General features: G+C 70.2%; 17 protein-coding genes, 1 tRNA gene and 2 pseudogenes. 11 read left to right on the top strand and 9 right to left on the bottom strand.

All coding sequences use genetic code 11. From position 1 onward, the window contains the following. Positions 1–215: 215 nt before the first annotated feature. The 6 genes from QBL25_RS22300 to QBL25_RS22275 all read left to right on the top strand — a co-directional run bounded on the left by QBL25_RS22300 (position 216) and on the right by QBL25_RS22275 (position 10,248). Entirely contained in the window at positions 216–2,498 is a 2,283-nt protein-coding gene (locus QBL25_RS22300) for a (Fe-S)-binding protein (RefSeq protein WP_409058784.1), read from the top strand. A 137-nt stretch (positions 2,499–2,635) separates the two neighbouring features. After that, positions 2,636–4,015: a VCBS repeat-containing protein gene (locus QBL25_RS22295; protein ID WP_409058783.1), complete on the top strand. Its 1,380-nt coding sequence runs from the start codon at positions 2,636–2,638 to the stop codon at positions 4,013–4,015. A gap of 398 nt (positions 4,016–4,413) precedes the next feature. Next, complete coding sequence (locus tag QBL25_RS22290) at positions 4,414–5,787, top strand: hypothetical protein (RefSeq protein WP_409058782.1); 1,374 nt, start codon at positions 4,414–4,416, stop codon at positions 5,785–5,787. A gap of 191 nt (positions 5,788–5,978) precedes the next feature. After that, positions 5,979–7,463, top strand: coding sequence for an FG-GAP repeat protein (locus QBL25_RS22285; RefSeq protein ID WP_409058781.1), 1,485 nt, complete (start codon positions 5,979–5,981; stop codon positions 7,461–7,463). 219 nt (positions 7,464–7,682) lie between these two features. Beyond that, the gene (locus QBL25_RS22280) at positions 7,683–9,158 is read left to right on the top strand and encodes an FG-GAP-like repeat-containing protein (protein WP_409058780.1); all 1,476 of its coding nucleotides are present in this window, start codon (positions 7,683–7,685) and stop codon (positions 9,156–9,158) included. 136 nt (positions 9,159–9,294) lie between these two features. Next, positions 9,295–10,248: a Yip1 family protein gene (locus QBL25_RS22275; protein ID WP_409058779.1), complete on the top strand. Its 954-nt coding sequence runs from the start codon at positions 9,295–9,297 to the stop codon at positions 10,246–10,248. 83 nt (positions 10,249–10,331) lie between these two features. Here QBL25_RS22275 and QBL25_RS22270 read toward each other — a convergent pair whose 3' ends face one another. Next, positions 10,332–10,829, bottom strand: a complete 498-nt coding sequence (locus tag QBL25_RS22270; protein ID WP_409058778.1) for a phosphoribosyltransferase — start codon at positions 10,827–10,829, stop codon at positions 10,332–10,334. Positions 10,830–10,837: 8 nt separating this feature from the next. Then, positions 10,838–11,413, bottom strand: coding sequence for a dCTP deaminase (dcd, locus tag QBL25_RS22265; RefSeq protein WP_409058777.1), 576 nt, complete (start codon positions 11,411–11,413; stop codon positions 10,838–10,840). 514 nt (positions 11,414–11,927) lie between these two features. Between dcd and QBL25_RS22260 the strand changes: the two genes are divergently transcribed. Next, positions 11,928–12,001, top strand: a tRNA-Gly gene (locus tag QBL25_RS22260). Positions 12,002–12,110: 109 nt separating this feature from the next. On the opposite strand, the gene QBL25_RS22255 is transcribed toward QBL25_RS22260, so the two are convergent. Together QBL25_RS22255 and QBL25_RS22250 are read right to left on the bottom strand one after the other, a co-directional pair. Then, positions 12,111–12,833, bottom strand: coding sequence for a DUF5677 domain-containing protein (locus QBL25_RS22255; RefSeq protein ID WP_409058776.1), 723 nt, complete (start codon positions 12,831–12,833; stop codon positions 12,111–12,113). A gap of 83 nt (positions 12,834–12,916) precedes the next feature. Continuing rightward, positions 12,917–13,369 (bottom strand): annotated as a pseudogene (locus QBL25_RS22250) (tyrosine-type recombinase/integrase); the annotation flags it as partial. A 228-nt stretch (positions 13,370–13,597) separates the two neighbouring features. Here QBL25_RS22250 and QBL25_RS22245 point away from each other — a divergent pair. Next, a pseudogene (locus tag QBL25_RS22245) lies at positions 13,598–13,921 on the top strand (HNH endonuclease); the annotation flags it as partial. Positions 13,922–13,936: 15 nt separating this feature from the next. After that, complete coding sequence (locus QBL25_RS22240) at positions 13,937–14,254, top strand: hypothetical protein (protein ID WP_409062974.1); 318 nt, start codon at positions 13,937–13,939, stop codon at positions 14,252–14,254. A gap of 203 nt (positions 14,255–14,457) precedes the next feature. Here QBL25_RS22240 and QBL25_RS22235 read toward each other — a convergent pair whose 3' ends face one another. After that, positions 14,458–15,171, bottom strand: a complete 714-nt coding sequence (locus QBL25_RS22235) for a GIY-YIG nuclease family protein (RefSeq protein ID WP_409058775.1) — start codon at positions 15,169–15,171, stop codon at positions 14,458–14,460. 386 nt (positions 15,172–15,557) lie between these two features. After that, positions 15,558–16,229, bottom strand: coding sequence for a DUF4097 family beta strand repeat-containing protein (locus tag QBL25_RS22230; RefSeq protein ID WP_409058774.1), 672 nt, complete (start codon positions 16,227–16,229; stop codon positions 15,558–15,560). A gap of 278 nt (positions 16,230–16,507) precedes the next feature. Here QBL25_RS22230 and QBL25_RS22225 point away from each other — a divergent pair, with 278 nt between their 5' ends. Further along, positions 16,508–17,248 carry a helix-turn-helix domain-containing protein gene (locus tag QBL25_RS22225; protein WP_409058773.1) on the top strand — a complete coding sequence of 247 codons (741 nt, stop codon included), beginning with the start codon at positions 16,508–16,510 and terminating at the stop codon, positions 17,246–17,248. A 76-nt stretch (positions 17,249–17,324) separates the two neighbouring features. On the opposite strand, the gene QBL25_RS22220 is transcribed toward QBL25_RS22225, so the two are convergent. The 3 genes from QBL25_RS22220 to QBL25_RS22210 are packed head-to-tail and all read right to left on the bottom strand — an operon-like array spanning position 17,325 to position 20,710. After that, the gene (locus QBL25_RS22220) at positions 17,325–17,609 is read right to left on the bottom strand and encodes an SCO4225 family membrane protein (protein WP_409058772.1); all 285 of its coding nucleotides are present in this window, start codon (positions 17,607–17,609) and stop codon (positions 17,325–17,327) included. 33 nt (positions 17,610–17,642) lie between these two features. Next, positions 17,643–18,314, bottom strand: coding sequence for a response regulator (locus QBL25_RS22215; RefSeq protein WP_409058771.1), 672 nt, complete (start codon positions 18,312–18,314; stop codon positions 17,643–17,645). After that, positions 18,311–20,710 carry a histidine kinase gene (locus QBL25_RS22210; RefSeq protein ID WP_409058770.1) on the bottom strand — a complete coding sequence of 800 codons (2,400 nt, stop codon included), beginning with the start codon at positions 20,708–20,710 and terminating at the stop codon, positions 18,311–18,313. Before QBL25_RS22210 ends, QBL25_RS22215 begins: the two co-directional genes overlap by 4 nt. 335 nt (positions 20,711–21,045) lie before the next feature. Here QBL25_RS22210 and QBL25_RS22205 point away from each other — a divergent pair, with 335 nt between their 5' ends. Next, the gene (locus tag QBL25_RS22205; RefSeq protein ID WP_409062737.1) at positions 21,046–21,522 is read left to right on the top strand and encodes a DUF5707 domain-containing protein; all 477 of its coding nucleotides are present in this window, start codon (positions 21,046–21,048) and stop codon (positions 21,520–21,522) included. Positions 21,523–21,535: the final 13 nt, after the last annotated feature.

The following is a 21,535-nucleotide window of genomic DNA, read 5'->3' as shown; positions in this document are numbered from 1 at the left end:
CGGCTCTCGACCGCGGGCCCGTCGTGGCTTGTCGCGCAGTTCCCCGCGCCCCTTCGGGGGCACTCCCTCGCGTCGCGACGCGGCAAGGGTTGCCTGAGCGACGCAGATCACCGCCTCGCTGGCTACAGTGCGGCTGAGTAAGTGGGTAGTCTCAGACGGACTGCATAAGTTACCGCTTAGTAATAGTTCGCCTCGCAGGCCCGAGGAGCCCCCAAATGCAACTCGCCGCGATCATCGTGTCGCTGGTCCTAATCGCGGTCGGCGTCGCGCTGTTCGGCCGTGCCATCGTGCAGATCTACCGGTTCATGCGGCTCGGACAGCCCGTGCCCGCCGGTCTGCGGACCGACAATCCCTGGCAGCGCGCCCTCACCGTGGTCAAGGAGTTCCTCGGCCACACGCGCATGAACAGGTGGGGCATCGTCGGCTTCGCGCACTGGTTCGTGGCGGTCGGCTTCTTCTCGCTGCTGCTGACGATCGTGAACGCCGTCGGCCAGCTCTTCAAGGCCGACTGGATGCTGCCGATCATCGGCGAGTGGGCGCCGTACAACGTCTTCGTCGAGTTCATCGGCACCATGACGGTGCTCGGCATCCTCACGCTGATCGTCATCCGCCAGCTGAACCGCCCCGACAAGCCGGGGCGCAAGTCCCGCTTCGCGGGCTCCAAGACCGGCCAGGCGTACTTCGTCGAGACCGTCATCCTCATCGTCGGCGTCTGCATCTTCACGCTGCACGCCCTCGAGGGTGCCCAGCACCACGTCGACGGCTACGAGGCCTCGTTCTTCATCTCGTACCCGTTCGTCTCCTGGTTCGAGGGGATGGACACCTCCACCCTCCAGAACCTCACGTACTTCTTCGCCGCGCTGAAGATCGCCACCTCGTTCATCTGGATGATCGTGGTCGCCCTGAACACCAACATGGGCGTCGCCTGGCACCGCTTCCTCGCGTTCCCGAACATCTACTTCAAGCGCGAGTCGAACGGCGCCGTGGCGCTCGGCGAGCTCCAGCCCATGACCTCCGGCGGCAAGCCGATCAACTGGGAGGACCCGGGCGAGGACGACGTCTTCGGCGTCAGCCAGGTCGAGCAGTTCTCCTGGAAGGGCCTGCTCGACTTCAGCACCTGCACCGAGTGCGGCCGCTGCCAGTCGCAGTGCCCCGCCTGGAACACCGGCAAGCCGCTCTCGCCGAAGCTCCTGATCATGTCGCTGCGCGACCACGCGCACGCCAAGGCCCCGTACCTGCTCGCCGGTGGCGGCAAGGACATGGAGGGCAACGAGAAGGCGAGCGAGGAGCAGCTCAAGGACGTTCCGGCCGCCGCCATCGCCGAGGCCGAGCGCCCCCTCATCGGCACCGCCGAGGAGAACGGCGTCATCGACCCCGACGTCCTGTGGTCCTGCACCAGCTGCGGCGCCTGCGTCGAGCAGTGCCCGGTGGACATCGAGCACATCGACCACATCGTCGACATGCGCCGCTACCAGGTGATGATCGAGAGCGCGTTCCCGTCCGAGGCCGGGACGATGCTCAAGAACCTGGAGAAGAAGGGCAACCCCTGGGGCCTGGCCAAGAAGCAGCGCCTGGAGTGGCTCAAGGAGCTCGACTTCGAGGTGCCGGTCGTCGGCAAGGACATCGAGGACCTCACCGAGGTCGAGTACCTCTACTGGGTCGGCTGCGCCGGCTCCCTGGAGGACCGGGCGAAGAAGACCACCAAGGCCTTCGCGGAGCTGCTCCACATGGCGGGCGTCAAGTTCGCGATCATGGGCGGCGACGAGAAGTGCACGGGTGACTCCGCCCGCCGCCTGGGCAACGAGCCGCTGTTCCAGCAGCTCGGCCAGGAGAACGTGATGGCGCTGAACATGGCGTTCGGCGAGGAGCTCGACGACGACGGCAAGGTCGTGCCCGAGTCGGCCAAGCCGAAGACCGCGAAGAAGATCGTCGCGACCTGCCCGCACTGCCTCAACACGCTCGGCAACGAGTACCCGCAGCTCGGCGGCGACTACGAGGTCATCCACCACACGCAGCTGCTCCAGCACCTCATCGACGAGGGCAAGCTGATCCCGGTGACGCCCGTCGAGGGCCTCATCACCTACCACGACCCGTGCTACCTGGGCCGGCACAACAAGATCTACACGCCCCCGCGCGAGATCATGTCCGCCGTCCCCGGCCTGCGCCAGCAGGAGATGCACCGCCACAAGGAGCGCGGCTTCTGCTGCGGTGCCGGTGGCGCGCGGATGTGGATGGAGGAGCGGATCGGCAAGCGCATCAACACGGAGCGGGTCGACGAGGCGCTCAGCCTCAACCCCGACATCGTGTCGACCGCCTGCCCGTTCTGCCTGGTGATGCTCACCGACTCGGTCAACGGCAAGAAGAACGACGGCAAGGCCCCGGAGTCCCTCCAGGTCGTGGACGTCGCGCAGCTGCTGCTCGACTCCGTGAAGACCCCGGTGGACCCCGCGGGCGCGGCCGAGACCGCGGACGAGCCGGAGCCCGAGCCGGTCAAGTAACGCCCGCGGCCGACCCCCGCGACACGGCTCTCAGGCCGGTTCCGCCCTCGGGGCGGGACCGGCCTTTCGTGTCCCGCGGAAGGGGGGCATCATGTGCTGGTTGTTGTCGGATGGGGCGGGCGGGGTGGGTGAGAGGCATGCGCAGTGCCGGAATACGTGGCGTGCGACGGGCGCGGCGCGGCGGTGTCGCCGGTACGGCCGCCGTGGTCGGCTGCGCGCTGCTGCTCGCCGGGTGCGGGGGCGGCGACGACGGCTCCGGCAAGGCCGATGCCCGGCACCGGCCCGTCAGCATGGCGGGCAAGGGCGCGGCGCAGCTGCCCGTCCCGCGCGGTGACGGCAGCAAGGTCGACGACGACTTCAACGGTGACGGCGCCCCCGATCTCGTGCTCGACGATCTGGCGCACCCCGACCACGGCGACGACGCGGGCATCGGCGTCGTCTACGGCTCCGAGAGCGGACTGCGGCCCGGTGCGCGGCAGTTGCTGAGCGCGCGGGCCAACGGGGCGCGCACGAAGGGGGAGCTGCCCGCCTCCTTCGAGTCGGAGGCCTCCTGCGACCTCGACAAGGACGGCTTCACCGACCTGCTGGTCTCCACCGACCCGCCGTACGACGGCATCGGCCGGCCGCCCGTGCCGCTCCAGATCCTCTTCGGGTCGCCCCAGGGCCTGAAGGGCAAGGCCGTGAAGCTGAAGGTGCCCGCGCAGGCACGTTTCGGCAACGACTGGCCGGACCAGCCGGTGTGCGGGGACTTCGACGGGGACGGGGCGAGTGATCTCGTCCTGCACGCGAGCGGGGCCCGGCTCACCTTCCTGCGCGGGCCCTTCGAGCGGAGCGGTGCGCCGCGGGCGGCGGGCAAGCCGCTGACCGCGCCCGGCAACGATCTCGTCACCGGCAGGGCCACGGACGTCGACGGCGACGGTTACGACGACGTGCTCGTCCGGAAGGCGGCCGACGCGTCGGGCGCCGCCTCCAGCGCGCTCGTCCTGGGCGGTCCGAAGGGCCCCGCCGAGACCGGGGTGCTCTTCCCCGCGGGCACGGACACCGCGTTCGGGCGCTTCGGCAAGGGCAAGGGGATGGACGCGGCCCTCGCGGGGCCGAAGGGGGTCGCCCTCCGCTACGACGTGCCGGGCACCCTGCGGGGCACGCTGGAGGCGAAGAACGTCGCCGTGGACACGGGGGACCTGGACGGGGACGGCCTGAGCGAGCTCGTCCTGAGCGGGGGCGGCAGCGGGAGCGGGGGCGCCGCCGGGGAGGTCCGGGTCTTCCGGGGCCGCACGGCGGGCCTCGACACGAACGCCTCGGCGCTCGTGAACCCCTCCGCGGAGGGCACCACGGAGGTCCTGCGCATCGAGGACTTCGACGGGGACAAGCGGGCCGACCTGATCCTGCGGACGTACCGGGGGGACGGCGAGGACACGATCGGGGTCTACCCGGGAACACGGACCGACCTGGTGTCGCGCAAGCCGCGGCTGACGTTCTCCAGCGCGGAGATCCAGGCGCTGGGCGAGGGCGGCTGAGAGGTACGGGGCCTTCGGCGGGGGCTTAGGGGGCTGGTGGTTACCGGGCCCGGCTGCGGGTGCCCTCGGGGGGGGCTTCGGGGGCTGGCGGCTGCGGGCGTGCTCGGGGGGGCTTCGGGGCTGGTGGTTGCCGGCCACGGCTGCGGGTGCCCTCGGGAGGCTTCGGGGGCTGGTGGTTACCGGGCCCGGCTGCGGGTGCCCTCGGGGGGCTTCGGGGGGTGGCGGCTGCGGGCGTCCTCGGGGGGCTTCGGGGCTGGCGGTTGCGGGTGCCCTCCGGGGGGCTCGCGGGGCGGGGTGGTTGGCTCCCTCGCGTTTACCCGGGGGACGTCGTCGCACAACCATTCGTACGCCTCGCCCGTCACACCCCCGGAAGCCATCGCCACTCCCGGGAGTCCCACGTGCGCCTTCGAAACCTTGCCGTCGCCGCCAGTGTCGCCGCCCTCGCCGGGGCAGGCCTGACGCTGCCCCTCGCGGGCACGGCGAGCGCCGCGTCGACCCTCAAGGACGACTACAACGGTGACGGTTACCGCGACCTGGCGATCGGCACGCCCCGGTCCAACTCCGTCACGGTGACCTTCGGTTCGGCCTCCGGGGTCTCCGAGCGCCGCTCCGTCACCGTCACCCAGGACACGGCCGGCGTTCCCGGAGTCACCGAGGCCGAGGACGAGTTCGGCGAGAACATCACCAGCGCCGACACGAACGGCGACGGTTACGCCGACCTGATCGTCGGCGCTCCCGGCGAGCAGGTCGAGGGCAAGCCCTCCGGTTCCGTCACCGTCATCAAGGGCGGCAAGAACGGCTTCACCTCCGGCGCCCACGTCCTGAACGCCCCCGCGGACACCGCGGGCCGCTTCGGCGAGGCCACCACCTGGAACGACCTGGACACCGACGGCTCGCCCCAGCTGGCCGTGATCAGCGGCGACAACTGGTGGTTCTACACCGGCGCGGAAGGCAGGCCGTACGGCCTGGAGGTCGACTTCATCCCCGAGGGCGCCCACCTCGACGGCATGGTCGCGGGCCACTTCAAGTACAAGGACGTCTACGGCTTCGTCCTGTACGGCGAGCGCGCGGACGGCGGCGCCTACACCGCGTTCATGAGCGGCGGCGTCGGCGACTACGGCTACCAGGCCGAGGTCCTCGCCGAGGGCGGCGACCGTACGGCCACGCGTGACGCGGCGACCGCCGGGGACGTCGACGGCGACGGCTACGACGACCTGATCACCGGAAACTCCAGCGCCACGAGGGGCGGTTCGGTCACCGTGCGGCTCGGCGGCGACCGGAAGTTCGGCGCCCCCGTGACGTACGACCAGGCCAGTACGGGCATCCCCGGCGCCGACGAGGCGGACGACGGCTTCGGCGCGTCCGTGGCCGCGGGTGACGTCACCGGCGACGGCCTCGTGGACCTCGCGGTGGGCGCGCCCGGCGAGGAGGTCGGCACGGTGGACGGCGCGGGCAGCGTGACGCTCCTCAAGTCCACCGGGGGCAAGTTCACCTCGGGCAAGGCCTGGCACCAGGAGACCGCGGGCGTGCCCGGCGTCGCCGAGGCGGGCGACAGCTTCGGTACGTCCGTGCGCCTGAAGGACATCAACAAGAACGGCAAGGCGGACCTGGCCGTGGGCGCGTCCGGCGAGGACATCGGCACGAAGGTGGACGTCGGCGCCGTCTGGGTCCTGCGCGGCACGTCGACGGGCCTGACGTCGTCGTACGCGGCTTCCTTCAACGGGACCGACTTCGGGCTCGGCGGGGTGAGCTTCGGCACGACCCTGCGGTGACCGCCGGGGGCGGGACTTGATCAACACCCCCAACCCCCGTCCCCCGTACAACCCTTGCCCCCCTCCGCGAGTCTCCCGTTCGCCAACAAGGTGTGATGCCAGGGCCAAGGCCCGGTAAACACGCCCCACCGGCACCCCATCGACTGCGGATGTCCGCCAGGCATCCCCGCACGCAGCAGGAGACCGACGGAATGCCCAAGCACAAGCGCACTTCCCCCCTCCCCCGTTCCAGACGCGGCCGCCTCGCGGCGGCTACGGCCACCGCCGCCGCGCTGACGGGCGGACTCCTCACCCTCACGGCCACCACGGCGACGGCCGCGCCCGCCGCGGCCGTCCAGCCGGACGACGCCGACTTCAACGGCGACGGCACGGCCGACCTCGCCACCTCCGCGCCGCACGCCGGCGTGGGCGGCAAGGACAGGGCGGGCCAGGTCGTCGTCACGTACGGCGGCGCCGAGCAGCGCCACGTCGCCTACAGCCAGAACAGCGCGGGCGTGCCCGGCACCGCCGAGGCGGGCGACGTCTTCGGCGCCGACACCGCGTACGGCGACTTCGACGGCGACGGCTACGACGACCTCGCCGTCGGCGCCGTCGGCGAGGACGTCGGCACGGACGTCGACGGCGGCACCGTCCAGATCCTGTGGGGCTCCCCGAGCGGCCTCTCCGGCGGCGCGACCGTCGCGGACCCGCGCCCCACCAAGCACGACCGGTTCGGCGGGCCCCTCCAGGCGGGCGACTTCGACGGCGACGGCAAGGACGACCTCGCCGTCGGCGCCGCGTCGGGCGCCGCGACCCTCGACGTCTTCGACGGCGGCTTCAGCCGTACCGGGAAGGCCGGCGACCACTACACCGTCCTGCCGCCCATCATCAGCGGCGACGACGCGGGCGCCTTCAACCTGCACTCCGGTGACGTCAACGGCGACGGCAAGGACGACCTGATCGTCGACGGCTTCTCCACCGGCGACGGCTACAACGCCAACCTCTGGCTGCCCGGCAGCGCGAACGGCGTCACGACGGAGGGCGTCCAGCGCCTGCCCGCCGGTTACATCACCGACGTCGGTGACACGGACGGCGACGGCTTCGGCGACGTCATCATCGGCCTGACCTGGGACGAAGGCATCGCCGGCGCCAACAAGGGCGGCACGGTGTACGTCGTCAAGGGCAACCCGAACGGCCCGTACGGCGGCAGCCAGGCCATCACCCAGGACTCGCCGGGCGTGCCGGGCGGCGGCGAGAACGGCGACAACTTCGGCGGCGAGCTCGACCTCGGGGACATCAACGGCGACGGCCACCTCGACCTGGTCGTCGGCACCCCCGGCGAGGACCTGGACGGCGTCGCCGACGCGGGTTCCATCACCGTCATCTACGGCGCGGCGGACGGTTCCGGCCTCTCCACGGCGGGTGCCGTGATGTACAGCCAGGACACCCCGGGCGTCCCCAACACCAACGAGAAGAACGACTTCTTCGGGTCCGACGTCCACGTCGACGACCTGAACGCCGACGGCCGGGGCGACGTCTCCGTCGGCACGCAGGGGGAGAACGGCTCCAACGGCGCGGTCTACACCCTGGACGCCCTGCCGGACGGCAGCCTCGCGGGCACCTCGGGCACGTACACCTCGACGGTCGGCATCTCGTCCGCGGGCACCCCGCGCTTCGGCACCAACTTCGCCGACTGACCGAGCGGCGACCTCTCCGCGCCACCGGGCCCGCGCATCCCGTGCCGCGGGCCCGGCCCTCACCCTGCCCCTCACCGACCCCTGACCGAGCGCGCGGGACATGCGCGCGAGAGCAACCCTTGCCCCACCTCATATGTCACACAGGTGAGCCGGCGCAGCCGGCCCGCCACGTCTGACATCCCGCCGACTCTCCTAGTCCAGCAACAGTTGGAGGCCCTCGTGCCCCTGCACGCCCGCACTCTCGCCCTGGCCGCCGCCACCGCTCTCGCCGCCACCGGGCTCTCCCTTCCCCTCGCCGTCACCGCGAGCGCCGCGCCCGCCGCGCCCGCCGCCGTGCCGCTCGCCAGTGACTTCGACGGGGACGGGTACGAGGACCTCTTCGTCGGTGTGCCCAGCGGGAGCGTCGGCGGGAAGGCCAAGGCCGGGTACGTGAGCGTCGTGTTCGGGGGGCCCGACGGGCCCGGCCCGCACAGCGTGCGGCGGATCACGCAGGCCACCGTCGAGGTGCCCGGCACCCCGGAGGCCGGTGACCGGTTCGGCGGCTCCGTCGCCGCCGCGCACGTCGACGACGACCAGTACGCCGACCTCGTCATCGGCGCCCCCGGCGAGGACATCGACGGCAAGGCCGACGCCGGTTCCGTCACCGTCCTGTACGGCACCGGCGACGGCTTCGCCGTGGCCAACACCGCGGGCCGCGGCGAGAAGGCCGGGGACGCGTACGGAAACGCCCTGGTCGCCGCCGACTTCACCGGTGACACGGACGTCGACCTCGCGATCGGCGGCAAGGACAAGGTCGTCGCGAACTTCAACCCGCTGGCCGCCGACACGCAGCCCCTCATGGCCGACCGCATGGGCGGCCGCGCCCCCGTCATGGCCACCGGCGACTTCGACACCGACGGCCTGCCCGACCTCGCCCTCGCCTACTACACGAAGAACCAGCCCTACACCCAGTCCCACCTGCGCCTCTACGGGTGGAACAAGGACGAGGGCTCCATGGCCAACTTCTGGAACAACTCCAACGGCGCCGCGAACGCCCTCGCCTCGGGCGACTTCGACGGCGACGGGTACGACGACCTCGCCCTCGGCAACTGCCGCGAGATCGCCGACGAGAACATCGACGACCCGTGCGGCCCGGAGAAGCTCACCAAGGGCGGCGGCGTCCACATCCGCTTCGGCGGCCCGAACGGCAGCTTCGGCTGGGAGCAGCAGACGTTCAACCAGGACACCGCGGGCATGCCCGGCGTCGCCGAGACCGGTGACGGCTTCGGCGACGCGCTGGCCGCGGCGGACATCGACGGCGACGGCCACGACGACCTGATCGCGGGCGCCCCCGGCGAGGCCGTCGGCAGCCTGGCGAAGGCGGGCGGCGTCACCGTCCTGAAGGGCGGCGAGATGGGCCTTCTCGACCCGGCCGGGGCGGCGAACCCGGGCACGCGCGCGTACACGCAGAACAGCCCCGGCATCCCGGGGGTCGCCGAGACGGGTGACCTCTTCGGGGCGGCGCTCGCCTTCGGTGACCACGACGGGGACGGCGTCCCGGACCTGTCCGCCGCCGCGCCCGGCGAGGACTCCGCGTCGGGCGGCGTCTGGGACCTGCCCGGGGCCGCGCCCGAGGCCACCGCCGTCACGCCGAAGTCCCTTGGCCAGCCCGCCTCCTTGGACCCGGAGGCGTACGGAGCGGTGCTGGGTCACTAGAGGGGTATCCGGCGACACCGGGACCCTGGGGATAACCCCCTCAGGGTCCCCTAGGGGTTGTCACAGGTCAGCGGCAAAGCCGCTCTCCTCCCGAGGAGGGACGACCCGGGCCCTCCAGACCAGGTACGTTCGATTCGTGGCTGGATTCAGGATCGGACGCGGCCGGGACAACCGCACCCCGCAAGCGCGACCCCAACAACGACCGCGGCAGGAGCCGTACGGGCAGCAGGCCCCGTACGGCTACCCTCAGCCGCCCTCGCAGCAGCAGTACGGCAGGCAGCAGCCGCCGTACGGCCAGGGCCAGGGCGGCCAGGGCCAGGGCGGATACGGCGGACAGCAATGGCCGCAGGCGGGCGGCAACCACGGCAACCACGGCGAGCCGGAGTACTTCGGCGGGCCGGGAGACCCGGGGCACGGAGGCCAGGGCGGCGGTTTCGATCCGTACGCCGCCAACAACCCCGGTCACACCCAGGCCTTCTCCGTGGGCGAGGACCCGTACAACCAGGGCGGCACCTACCGCGCGGGCCAGACCGCCGCGCCGCCCGTGGGCCCGCGCCTGCACTGGAAGGACCTCCTGCGCGGCATCGTGCTGCGGCCGGGGCCGACCTTCCTCCAGATGCGGGACTACGCGATGTGGGCCCCGGCCGTCCTCGTGACGTTCCTCTACGGCCTGCTGGCGATCTTCGGCTTCGACGGCGCCCGCGAGGACGCCATCAAGGCCACCCTCTCCACGGCCGTTCCGTACGTCCTCACGACGGCCGTCGCGATCACGATCAGTGCCTTCATCCTGGGCGTGGTCACGCACACCCTCGCCCGCCAGCTCGGCGGCGACGGCGCCTGGCAGCCGACGGTCGGCCTCTCCATGCTGATCATGTCCATCACGGACGCGCCCCGCGTGGTCGTCGCGATGTTCCTCGGCGGCGGCCAGCCCTTCGTCCAGCTGCTCGGCTGGGCGACCTGGATCGCGGCGGGCGCGCTGCTCACGGCGATGGTGAGCAAGTCCCACGACCTCCCGTGGCCGAAGGCCCTGGGAGCGGCATCGATCCAGCTCCTCGCCATCCTGGCGATCATCAAGCTCGGCACGTTCTAGACCGTTCCGGAACGGTCTAGGCCCACCCGCAGAGGGCCCCCGCGGATCACTCCGCGGGGGCCCTCTGCGTGCACGGCCGCACCTCAGGCGTCAAGAACCTGCCCATCCCGCCGCACCACGGGCGGCTCGACGCTCCACGGGAAGTTGATCCAGTCGTCCGTGCGCTTCCAGACGTATTCGCATTTCACCAGGGACTGGGACTTCTCGTAGATGACCGCCGAGCGGACCTCGGCCACGTGGTCGAGGCAGAAGTCGTGCACCAGCTTCAGCGTCTTGCCGGTGTCGGCGACGTCGTCCGCGATCAGGACCTTCTTGTCGGTGAAGTCGATCGCGTTCGGGACCGGGGCCAGCATGACGGGCATCTCCAGGGTCGTGCCGACCCCGGTGTAGAACTCCACGTTGACCAGGTGGATGTTCTTGCAGTCGAGCGCGTACGCGAGCCCGCCCGCGACGAAGACGCCACCGCGGGCGATGGAGAGGACGACGTCGGGCTGGTAGCCGTCGTCGGCGATCGTCTGCGCGAGCTCCCGCACAGCGCCGCCGAACTTCTCGTACGTAAGGTTCTCGCGCACGTCACTCATGCTGGATGTCACACCTGTGTCCGATGGAAATTGAGGAAGGAACGGGAGGCGGTGGGCCCCCGCTGTCCCTGGTAACGCGACCCGTACCGCTCCGAGCCGTAGGGCGACTCGGCGGGCGAGGTCAGCCGGAACATGCACAGCTGGCCGATCTTCATGCCGGGCCAGAGCTTGATGGGCAGCGTCGCCAGATTCGACAGTTCGAGGGTGACGTGCCCGGAGAAGCCGGGGTCGATGAAGCCGGCCGTGGAGTGGGTCACGAGGCCGAGGCGGCCCAGGCTGGACTTCCCCTCCAGCCTGCTGGCGAGGTCGTCGGGGAGGCTGATGATCTCGTACGTCGAGGCGAGCACGAACTCGCCGGGATGCAGGATGAACGGCTCGTCGCCCTCGGGCTCCACCAGGCGCGTGAGGTCGGCCTGCTCGACGGAGGGGTCGATGTGGGGGTAGCGGTGATTCTCGAACACCCGGAAGAACCGGTCGAGCCGCACGTCGATGCTGGAGGGCTGCACCATGGATTCGTCGTACGGATCGATCCGTACTCGTCCGGCGTCGATCTCGGCCCGGATGTCCTTGTCTGAGAGAAGCACGCACCGAGGATACGCAGAGCGTGCGGGCCCGCCCCAATCGGACGGGCCCGCACGCTGCGGTTCTGCTCTTCCCCGCGCCCCGGCTACCGCTTCTGCGACGCGACCGGCACGGCATGCCGCAACCGGGCGCAGCGTGGACAGCGGATGAGACGACCGGGTCCGAGCCGGTCGGCCTTCTGCATCGGGAACGAAGCAGTGCTGAACACGTGCCCTTCGGCACATCGGACGACGGTGCGCTCCATCAAGTCCTCGAGTCCCTTCCCCAAAGCCGTGGTTGACCTCGCAGCGTCCCGCACTCTGTTCGTACGCGAGCTGACGACGAAAGGTCACATTACGGGACGAAAGGGGCGCCCCTCCAGGCGGCACTCCGGTCCTTCACCGTACGCCCCAACTCCCGCGTCCCGCTGCGCCATCCATGTCCCGGACAGCACGCAGGCCCCGCGGCAAAAGCGCCCGGGGCCTGGGATGAGGTAGAGTGTGCGACGTTACGACACCGCCACAGACGGTGTCTTTCGCGGGTGTAGTTTAGTGGTAGAACATCAGCTTCCCAAGCTGAGAGTGCGAGTTCGATTCTCGTCACCCGCTCCATATGAGACCCCCAGGTCATGGACCCGGGGGTTCTTTGTTGCCCGGATGCTCCGGGCGGGTTGGCGGCCCGCGCACCACAACCGCACCACTAGGCCGTCACCCCGCACCGCTAGTGGATCGCAGGCAAGATCGGCGGCAGGCCCAGCTCCTTCGCCGTTGCGCGCAAAATCTGCTTGCGCGGCTTGCCATTGATCATCTGGTCGAGAGCCCTCCCCGCCCACACCAGGCACATGGCAAGGGTTGCTTCCACCACAGATGCATCGCCGCGCTTGGGCACGGTGCGCAGGCTGGGAGGCTTAGACCTCCACTCGATGAAAGCAGAGGCACTCACAGCACTGGGGTGAGCGTAGCCACAGAGATAGCGATAGACCGAGTAGAGCTCCCGCTTGGAATCGATCTCGTCACACTGAGCCTGGAACCTCCGAAAGATCTCGCTCTCGTCGGTCTTCTCCACTGGCGCATTCAAGATCGCATCCATGAGGTCCTGCGGGACATTGAAGCCCTTTTGCATGTCCTGCGCCGCGTTCCGGTTAGATCGCGTTCCCTCAGCGAACACCCCCAGCGCGGCGTCGTCCCCCTTTTGTGAGAGCCAGTGCAAGCTAACGGTGGTTTCCACCATGGTGCGCAGTAGGATCAACGCCTCGTGCCGATGTCCGCAATCGACAAGACGCAGGGATGCTTCAGCAAGGCGGTGGACTTCAGTGCACCAGCCGTGCCCCAGAAGCACAGATCGGTACTTGCGCTGCTTCGTCTCAATCGGTCGGGCCGCCTTGTAATCAGCAATCAGCTTCTCAGCGGCCTCACGGTACTGCTGTGCACTCACACTGCTCATGTGTCTTCCCGTCCCGAAACAGGACGACAATGCTAGTCGTACCGCCCAGACGGTGCGAGATCTTTTGACCACACAACTCTGTCTCACACGCGCCTCGTTCGAGTCTCATCACGCGGTCCCTTCGCACGCTCGGCACGTACCAAGCTGTCTAGGCCTGCTGCTACGTCGCGCTGCCGCCCCTCGTCAGAATGCTGATAGCCGAGCGCGGCCTTTTCCGACGACTGCCCGGCGCGGACCATCGTGTCCTTGAGCGTGGCGCCCGAGCGGGTCGTCAGCGTGTGTCCCGTGTGGCGGAGGTCGTAGAACCGGAAGTCGTCGGGCAGGCCCACCGCGGCACGAGCCCGCCGCCACTTGCGCCCGAAGCTGGTGCGCCGAAAGGGCGCCCCCTTCTCACCCACGAAGAGCAGCCCATCGGGCCCCTTGGCCTTCTCCGTGTACCAGTCGAGGTGCCACTCCGCCTCACGACGGAGGAACTCGGGGAGGACGACGACGCGGGCACCAGCCTCGGACTTGGTGGGGCCGGGAGCGCGTCTCCCGTTGATGCCCCGCAGACAACAGCCCATGGCCGTGCCACTGTCGTGCCAGAACGGGCGGGGACTCAGGGGGACCCCGTGGCAACGACAGTGCAGGCGCGTGGACTTGCGACAGAGACTGTCTTCGCAGGTCATCTCAGTAACCGCCCAACCTCGCTCCTAAAGCGGTGTTGACAGAGCCCTGCCTTCGCAGGCTCAACATCTATCGGCCGCTCGACCAAGACCCGGCCGATGTCACAGGTGCCTGACATGCTACGAGCAGTAGACAGAGACAGAGGGGGGCCTGTGTCCGTACCGAGTAAGTGGAAAATTGCGCAGCACTGGAACGAAAGCCCGAGAAGGGAGGAATTCGCACCTCACCTGTTGCTCGATGAGCCGTGTTGCTTCGCTTGCGGGTGGTTCTCAGAGCGATGGCAGCGGGCCACTGCCCAATCCTCATGGCAGCGCGCCAACCTCGAACGAGCCCACATCATCCCCAGCAGCCTCGGTGGACCAGACGACGCGAGCAACCTGCTCCTACTCTGTAAGCCTTGCCATCAAGAATCTCCAGACTGGGTGGACCCAGCCCAGATGGCTCGCTGGATCGCGACCAGAGAAGAGCGCCCCAGCAGGGAACTTGAGATTTTCATGGCTTGGTTTGCCGCAGCCGAGAAAGCTCCAGATTTCAAGGACGCCCTAGCCTCTGTCGTCGCGGAGGAGGGGGCAGCTGAGCGAGTGTCTGAGCTCCTTCAGGACCTCCTCGGCCGAGCAGGAACACACTTCGGCGTTGGGTTCAGCCAAGGCACGCGTGTCGCCGTGCTTCAGGCAGCTGCCGATGAGATCAACAGGCATGCTCAGCAGACAGGCTGGGAGGCTGATGAATCTCGGTCGGTTGACATCCAAGACTGACATCAACGCCTGCATACAGCAGCGATCGTGCGCGATCTCGCTCAGCCACAGCGCCCAGACAGTCTTACGGCCGAGCTGAGCCCTTGATCGAACTCCTTAAAGCGGGTGTCGCAGGTTCGAATTGGCCCTTAGCCGTTTCAGGCGCCGTGCCACTACGTCCCCTCGGCGTCCTCTCCAGCCCAAAATCACTCCGCCGACCTCGATCACGCCTCGCCGCGCCATTCGTAGTTTGGCTGCCGCGAAATAAAGGGAATGCGGCCATACTCTGTGTATTCTTTATCGATCCACATGGCGACTTCATGCTCAATGAAATCGAAGCACATTATGAGCGAATAGCTATCCATCTCAAGCAAGATGCGCGCATTTTCCTCTGGATCCCGCGTCGGGTCGAAGGTCGGACGGCCGCCACTTCCTATGAAGTCGAGATCGACTCTATCAACCTTTAGGTCGCTCGATGCAAATGATTCCTGACGCACCGTCTCCAGCGCGCAGGTCGTGACTGTTTGAAGGTAGCCGAGGCCCACCAGGTCACGCCTTAGCCAGCGTCGACACCGGGCATCGAAGGCTGACAATACGTTAATCCTGGTGACTTCCTCATTGTCGAGAAAAGGCGAGAAGCGTGCGATCTTTTGGAGAGCATCAATCGCCTCTTTAGCGGTGACGTGAAAGAACTCCCTACGACCATTGACTCGCTGATGCGAGAATTTCTCATGCAGGCGCTTCTCAACCTCTGCGCAGTCGGCAACTAGTTCGTCATAAGCAACGACGAAAGGCGTCGGGACTCCAGTATTACGGGAGAGATCACTTGCGCGCGCCTTGGAAGTTCCCCTAGTCAATCCGATTTTGACCAGGTCCGGGACGGATGAGTTCACGAGGATGTAGACATATCCGGCCGTCTGCTCAGGCTCGTCGGTCATGGTCATGTTGTAGCAGCAGGGACTGACAAGCCGCCTCGCCTGGGCATGCTGGGCTCGGTGCCAAGCCATGAGCAGACACCCGTACCAAGATCTTGACGGTTGAAGGCGCTGCTCCTTCAACAACCGCCTACGCACCACTACCGCACCAGATCGAGCGGGGAACAGCGGGGAACCACAGTGAACCTGGCCGCGCCCAACGAGGCTACGGACCATGCATTCGCCCAGGCCAGCGTTCAAAGTGGCTCCAAAGGGCCGCAGCTTCCCAAGCTGAGAGTGCGAGTTCGATTCTCGTCACCCGCTCCATAGTTAAGGCCCAGGTCGGCGACCTGGGCCTTTTTGTTGTGCGCGGCATCCGCCGCTGCCTGGGGTCGTGGTTGAACCGGGTGTCAGAGGCTGCGGGCGGTGATGTCGCCCTGGGAGGTCGTCGCCTTGATGGCCAGGCCCGCACCGGCGCCGTCGGCGTTCTTCAGGGCGTTGTCGACGCGGCCGTAGGAGGTACCGGCGTCCAGGGAGGCGGAGACCCCCTGGGCGGCGACGACGGTGATGTCGCCCTGCTGGGTCGTCACCGCGAGGGTGCCGTTCGCGGCCTCGCCGACGTGGACGTCGCCCCGCTGGGTGCTGATCTCGCCCGAACCGTTCAGGCGGACGACCGTGATGTCGGCGTCGTGGCCGGTGAGGCGGACGCCCGCCGCCTCGTCGAGCTTGACCGAGCCGTGGCCGCCGTCAAAGGCGACGTGGCCGAGCCGGCCCACGCCCCGGAACTCCGCCGCGGCCGACTTCGCCTCGACGCCGGAGCCCGCGGGCAGCTGGACGGTGACCTCGACGGAACCGGCGTTGCCGACGAGGCGGTTCGTCGCCTCCGGGCCCTGGATCCGCAGGACGCCGTCGGTGAAGGTGACCTCGGTCTGCTCGGCCGTCCGCACGTCGCGGCTCTTGCCGGCGTCGGCGGGCCGGACCTCGACCACGGTGTCGGTCCGGTCGGCGCCGATGACCTGGATGCGGCCGGCGGGGATGTCGAGGACGGCCTGGACGGCGGCGGGGGTGGCGAACTTCTGCATGGTGGTTCTCCTTCTCCGGTGGGGCGCGCCCTGTTGGCGTGCGCTTTCCGATGAAGGAAAAGCTACGTTGCATTCACCGATCCGACAACACTGTTGTTGCGCCGAAAATCGATAACAGCAGGTGGCAGTAGGAAAGTTGATGCAATGGTCTTGCGCTTAACGCAACGAACGCGCCCGCATTGCGTTGCAATGAAATGAAAGTGAACGCTATAGTCGGGCGCATCAGCCACCACCGGGCCCCTCACGAGACCGTTTCCGGGGCCATGAAGGAGACCGCGATGCCGGGAGGCAGGCTCACCCAGCAGGAACGCCAGCAGATCGCCCTGGGCCTGGCCGACGGCCACGCGTACGCCGAGATCGCCCGCCGCCTGGAGCGGCCCACCTCCACGGTCACGCGCGAGGTGACGCGCAACGGCGGCCCGGCCGGCTACCGCGCGGAAGTGGCCCACCGCGCCACCGAACACCGCGCCCACCGCCGCAAGAAGGCCGCGCCCCGTGACCATGGCCGGCGGTCCTCCCCGCAGCCGCACGGGCGCGACGCGGACGAAGTGCGCGCGTACGAGGAGGTGTTCACCGGCGTGATGACCGCTTCGGGCATGCCCACGATGATGTCCAGGGTGACGGCCAGCCTCATACTGACCGACTCCGGCAGCCTCACCGCGGCCGAACTCGCCGAGCACCTCCAGGTCAGCCCGGCGGCCATCTCCAAGGCGATCACGTTCCTGGAGAGCCAGGGCTTCGTCCGCCGGGAGCGCGGCGAAGGGCGACGCGAGCGTTACGTGGTCGACGACGACGTCTACTACCAGTCCATGATGGCCACCGCCCGCGCCACCGCCCAGGTCGTCGAGACCGCGCGCCAGGGCGTTCCGGTCCTCCGCGCCGGTACCCCGGCCGCCACCCGCCTCGAAAACATCGCCCGCTTCCTGGACTTCGTCTCCGAGAGCACGGCCCGCGCCGCCGAACAGGCCCGCGCCATCCTCCACACCAAGCCGGGGCAGACCCCGGACACCACCGACTGACCAAGGCGCACCCCCGCGCGCAAAACAGCAACAGGGCGGCGGCTCAGCGGCGGCCCAGACCCGGCCCGATGGCGGTTCAGCCCCGGCTCAGCGCCCTTCCGCACCAGTCGATGATCGCCGCGTTGACCAGCGCCCCCACCGCGACGGCCAGGACGACCATCGCGGTGCCGTCCGGCAGAAAGAGCAGCACGAAGCTGGCCGGGGCGGTCGCCAGGAGGGGGATGACGCCCGCCATGGACTCGTCCGACGTGTCGGTCACCGACACCACCAGGGCCCAGATCAACAGGGCGGCGCAGACCGCGAGGTAGCCGAGGGCGACGGCACGGCCCGGGGCGACGCGGCGGAAGAAGGGGACGGACATGGTGGGTGGTGTGCCTCTCGGTCGGTACGCGCGTCAGAGATGGGTGCCCGGCGGATTCGGGCGGGCCAGGCCCAGGTCGTAGGCGAGGATCGTGGCCTGGACGCGGTCGCGCAGGCCGAGCTTGCGCAGCAGGGCGTTCACGTGGGACTTCACCGTGCCGACGGTGATCCGCAGCTCCTGCGCGATCTCCGCGTTGTTCAGGCCCGACGCGAGCAGCGTCAGGACGTTGCGCTGGCTGCCGGTCAGGGTGGCGAGGTCCTGCTCACTCGCTCCGGGGCGGGCCCCGGACGCGTAGTGGCCGATCAGTCGGCGGGTCGCCGACGGGGCGAGCACGCTCTCGCCCGCCGCCACCACCCGGATGCCTTGCAGCAGTTCGGACGCGTGCACGTCCTTGAGCAGGAAGCCCGAGGCTCCCGCGCGCAGGGCGTCGAAGACGTACGCGTCGAGGTCGAACGTGGTCAGGACCAGGACCCGGGGCGCGTTCTCCTTGCCCGTGATGATCCGGGTGGCGGCGATCCCGTCCAGTTCGGGCATCCGTACGTCCATGACGACCACGTCGGGCGCCAGCTCGGCCGCGAGGCGCACCGCGTCGACGCCGTCGGCGGCCTCGCCGACGACCGTCATGTCGTCCTCGGCGTCGATCACCGCGGCGAACCCCGCCCGTACGATCCCCTGGTCGTCGACGACCAGCACCTTCAGGCTCATCGTCCAGCCCCCTCCTCTTCCCCGGCTTCCCCGGCTCCCCCGGCCTTCCCGGCTTCCCCGTCGGCCGGTGGCGTGAGCGGCAGCCGGAGACGGACCGTGCCCTCGGGAGACAGGGTCACGGTGCCGTCCAGCGCCTCCGCGCGCGCAGCGAGCCGCTCCCGTACGGCGGGTCCCGCGGACGGAGGCACTCCGGTGGCCGTCAGCGTCAACGTATCCCCGTCCGCGTCCAGGACCAGCACCGCGGGTGCCTCGCCGCTCGCCGCGAGCAGCGTCTCGGCGGCGTTGTAGGCGACCAGGTCCACACCGACGGGGAGGCGGTCCGGCACGCGGTCGGTCAGCCGCACCTCCACCTCACGGCCGCTCGCCCTGACCTGCCGGGCCAGCAGGTCCAGGGCCTGGAGGGTGGGCTGCGGACGCAACGCACCCGAAGCTCCGAGGCCCGCCGCGGCTCCCGAAGCCCCTGAGTTCCCTGAGTTCCCTGAAGCCTCTTCCTCGCGGACCGTGTCCAAAAGCGCGCGCATCGCCGCCAGGGCGTCCCGGGCACGCTCCGCCGTCGCCTCCAGCCTGCCCGCCTCCGCTTCCGCGACCATGTCCGCGGTCCGCGCGAGGACCGTGGTCTCCAGGCCCCCCGCGATCCGCCGCCGTTCGGCCCACGCGTCGCGCACGGCCTCCCCGGTCCAGGCGGCGAGGCGTTCCTGCCGCGCGCCCGTGGCCGCCGAGTCCCGCCGCCCCGCCGCACGTCCGGCCCCGAGCGCCGCGCCGACCACCAGGCACGCCCCGGCCACCGCCCCCGCGGCGACCGCCCAGGCAGGGACCGCCGTCCCCCGCTCCAGCACGGCGGCGGTCGCGGCAGCGGCGTGCACGAGCGCGGCGGCGAGCGCGACCCCGACCGCCCACCTCCGGCCGGTGCCCCCGCGCCCGCGCGCCGCCCCCGTGGCGAGCGCGACGCAGGTGGCGAGCAGGCTCAGGGCGGGCGGCAGGAGCACGGGCCCGCTGTAGTCGCCCGCGGCCATCGCCACCGGCCACAGCGGGGCGAGCCCGCAGAGCACCACCTGCGCGGTACGGGGTGACCGGCGCAGCCATAGCAGTGCCACCGCCTGGGCCGCGGCGAGGAGCGCGAAGAGCACGCCCGCGGAGACGTGCTGCGCGGCCGACGCCGTGTCCGTCCGGATCACCAGGGCCGGCAGCAGTGGTTGCAGGATGAGGCCCGCCGCGGCCGTCACCTGCGCCCAGCGGTACTTCCCCGTCACGGTCCGCTCGACCGGAGCCGCGGTCCGGCCCGGCAGCGCCGCGCGCACCTCCCAGCCCCCTTCGTCCGTCGGCCCGCTGTGCAGGGTGCCGCCCGCCTCCCGCGCCCGGGACCGCAGGAAGCCCTGGCCCCGGCCGCCGCCGAGCCCCGCCCCGTGGGCCGCCGCACCGCTCGGCGGCGCCGCGCTGGTGATCACGACGTCCGTGCGGGTGTCGCCGTACCGGCACAGCACGCGCGTCCGCGCCCCGGGAGCGTGCCGGGCCACGTTCGTCAGGGCCTCGCGCACGATGCCGTACGCCGCGTCCGCGACCGCGCCGTCCGGCAGGGCGTCGATCTCCAGGTCGACCGGCTGGTCGAGCCGCCGGAAGCCCGCGACCAGGCCCCGGAGACGTTCCTCCGGCGAGGGCAGGTCGTCCCGGGAGGGCGCGGGGGCCCGCACCGCGCCCAGCGCCCGGGTCACCTCACGGCCGGTGTCGACCGCGAACCGCGCTGCCTCGGCGGCCAGTTCGGGCCGGCGCTCGCGTAGTCCGACCGCGGCGCCCACCGTGACCACCACCGCCGTCAGGTGATGGGCGCTGACGTCGTGCAACTCCCGCTCCATCCGGCGCCGTTCGACCGCCGGGAGCCGGTGGCGTTCGGCTTCGGCCCGCTTGAGCCGCTCCTCGGCCGTCCGCCGCGCGCGCTCCCTTCGCCGTACGAGAAGGCCCGCGCCGCACGCGGCGGCGTAGAGCAGGGCGGTCAGGACGAGGTCGAGGCCGTTCGGGTCGCTCAGGCCGTGCAGGCTGATGCCCTGGAGGAGCTGCCAGACGGCGAGTGCCACCGCGCTCAGGACGGCGGTGAAGGTGTCGCGTCCGGTCGCCACGGCGAAGAGGGCGAGCGCGACACCGGCCGTCCCGAGCACCGCCGTCGCCCCGGCGGGCAGCGGGCCCGCGCCCAGCGCGCACGCGGCGGCGACCACCACGAGCGCGACCGCCGGGCGGCTGCGGCGCAGGGTGAGCGCGGCGGTCACCACTCCGCCCACCAGAGCCGCCACGAGGAGGGAGGCACCGGACGGGACGGTCCCGCGCGCCAGCGCCGCACCGGGCCACACCAGGGCCTGGGCGCAGATCAGCAGGACGGGGAGCAGCCGGTCGTCGGTTCGGTTCATGACGGATCAAGGCTAGGGCCGGGGGTGGGGGGTCCGGCTCCCGCCGGGGGCGGATGTCGTTCTCGTACCTGGGTTATAGGGAGGGCCAGGTGGGAGACCTGGTGGGAGACGGCAGGGGCGGCTCTCCACCTCTGGTTCAAGGCGGCGATCGTCCGGCAGCCGGAGGCCGGCGGGGGGCCTCCCGCCCTAGCCTCGATCACATCGAGCTCGCCTCTCACGACCACGGTCACGGTCACGTCGAGCTCGCCGCTCACGACCACGACCACGACCACGGTCACGTCGAGCTCGCCACTCCTTCCACGTCTCACCCAGGAGGTACTCCCATGTCCAAGCCCGTGTCCCGGCGCGTCCTCGTCCCCTCTCTCATCGGTGTCACCGTCCTCGGCGCGGTCGCCGCAGGGGGCATCGCCATGGCCTCGTCCTCGAACTCTTCCCCGTCCTCGAACCCGGCGGAGCCGTCCCTCAAGAACGGCTCCGCCCGCTACACCGCCCCGGCGGCCGGCGGCGGCACCGGCTCGCTCACCTTCACCGCGGACGTGAGCGACGACTCGGGCGTCAAGAACCTCAAGGTCCTGGCCTGGCCCGCGAGTTCGAAGCTCGACCCCACCGAGAAGGAGCTGCGGCACGCGGAGGGCGCCACCTGCCGCGGCACCACCGAGGAGAAGTCCCGCTGCACCTACACCCTGAAGATCACGCGTGCGGAGGCGGCCGAGCTGCCGGAGGGCACCTGGCACGTGTCGGCGCGGGCGACGGCCAAGGACGGCGGCACCGCGTTCGTGCCCCGCGCCGCCACCTTCACCGTCGCCCGCTGACCCGGCCCGCAGC

Origin of the sequence: Streptomyces sp. SYP-A7185 (assembly GCF_046103685.1) — a bacterium.
Taxonomy (GTDB): Bacteria; Actinomycetota; Actinomycetes; order Streptomycetales; family Streptomycetaceae; genus Streptomyces.
The sequence above is the reverse complement of the archived record's forward strand: the minus strand, read 5'-3'. Positions and strand labels throughout refer to the sequence as shown.